The following is a 1,405-nucleotide window of genomic DNA, read 5'->3' as shown; positions in this document are numbered from 1 at the left end:
AACCGACACCGCAGAGCTTCTGCGGCGTGCGCGTCGCTGGCAGCGCGAAAACACCGACGATGCGGAACGGCAAAGGCAGGTCCGCGCGCTCGCCGATAGAGTTCAGAGGCTGCAGCGCGTCGGACCCTGGGCCTGCGCCAATCCGCGCATCACGCAGGAGCAGATCGCCGAACATCTGAAGCGGATCCGCAACGACTATTGTCGAGGCGGGCTGCGCGACACGATAAACCGGTTCATTCCGCAGCCGGCCGGGCCGCGTTGCGCCCACATCCGGGTGCCGGAGGCACTGGGCTTGCATGAGCATGCGGGCTCGATCGACGATGCGGTTGCCGAGCTGCACCGTCGCATGCAGGATACGGTCACCAACATTGTGGCCGAGCTTGCGGCCAATGGCGGCTTCATTTTCTATCCGAATCCATTCTATCGTCCCTGACATCCTGACGGGCCACGTGGCCCGCTGTGGTGGAGGATGGAAGGCAAACAGCAAGCTTCATGGCGGTCTATGTCGACGCAGCGATCTGGAACTGGGCCGGCCATCGCTGGTGCCATCTGTTGGCCGACGACACCGACGAGTTGCATCGCTTTGCCGCCCGGCTCGGCGTCAAGCGCTCATCCTACCAGGGGCCGCCCAAGACATCGGCGCCGCATTATGACATAACCGGCTTCGAGCGCGACCGTGCGGTGCGGCTCGGCGCCATCGAATGCAGCCGCGAGGAGATCGTCGCGGTCTTCCGGCGAGTGCGAGTGCCGAACGGGAAGATAAAGCGCTGACGGCAGGGCGCGGATCGTCGCACGCCGCATCACAGATCCCGCGGCGCTTGCGTTTATCGCGCATCCCCTCTATATGCGCGCTCATTCCACACACGGACTTTGGTGTCTGCCCGGGAGAAATCCGGCTGAAACCTCCGGTGGCGTTCGAGGACAAAGTCCAAAAAATGCCTGTGTCCGTGGAGGCTAACCGGAAAGGAACTTTGAATGGCACTGCCTGATTTCAGCATGCGCCAGCTTTTGGAAGCTGGCATTCACTTCGGCCACCAGACCCACCGCTGGAACCCGAAGATGGCGCCCTACATCTATGGCGCCCGCAACAACATCCATATCATCGACCTGTCGCAGACGGTGCCTTTGCTGCACCAGGCGCTTAAGCAGGTTTCCGACACCGTCGCCAAGGGTGGCCGCGTGCTGTTCGTCGGCACCAAGCGCCAGGCGTCCGACATCGTCGCCGATGCTGCACAGCGTTCGGCTCAGTATTATGTCAACTCGCGTTGGCTCGGTGGCATGCTGACCAACTGGAAGACGATCTCGAATTCGATCCAGCGCCTGCGCAAGCTCGACGAGATGCTGGCCGGCGAGGCGCAAGGATTGACCAAGAAGGAACGCCTGAACCTCGACCGCGAGCGCGAGA

General features: G+C 62.5%; 2 protein-coding genes and 1 pseudogene. All 3 read left to right on the top strand.

Features of this window, described 5'->3' with window-relative positions:
- Nucleotides 1–433, top strand: a pseudogene (locus EOD15_RS34305) (hypothetical protein); the annotation flags it as partial.
- Between the two features lie 59 nt (nt 434–492).
- Nucleotides 493–771, top strand: a complete 279-nt coding sequence (locus EOD15_RS34300; protein ID WP_027036667.1) for a DUF4031 domain-containing protein — start codon at nt 493–495, stop codon at nt 769–771.
- A 204-nt stretch (nt 772–975) separates the two neighbouring features.
- On the top strand, nt 976–1,405 hold a 430-nt coding region (gene rpsB / locus EOD15_RS34295; protein WP_127409304.1), incomplete at its 3' end, for a 30S ribosomal protein S2.

Origin of the sequence: Mesorhizobium sp. M7A.T.Ca.US.000.02.2.1, assembly GCF_003996995.1 — a bacterium.
Classification (GTDB): Bacteria; Pseudomonadota; Alphaproteobacteria; order Rhizobiales; family Rhizobiaceae; genus Mesorhizobium.
Note: the sequence above shows the minus strand (reverse complement) of the source record. Positions and strands in the feature narration are given on the sequence as shown.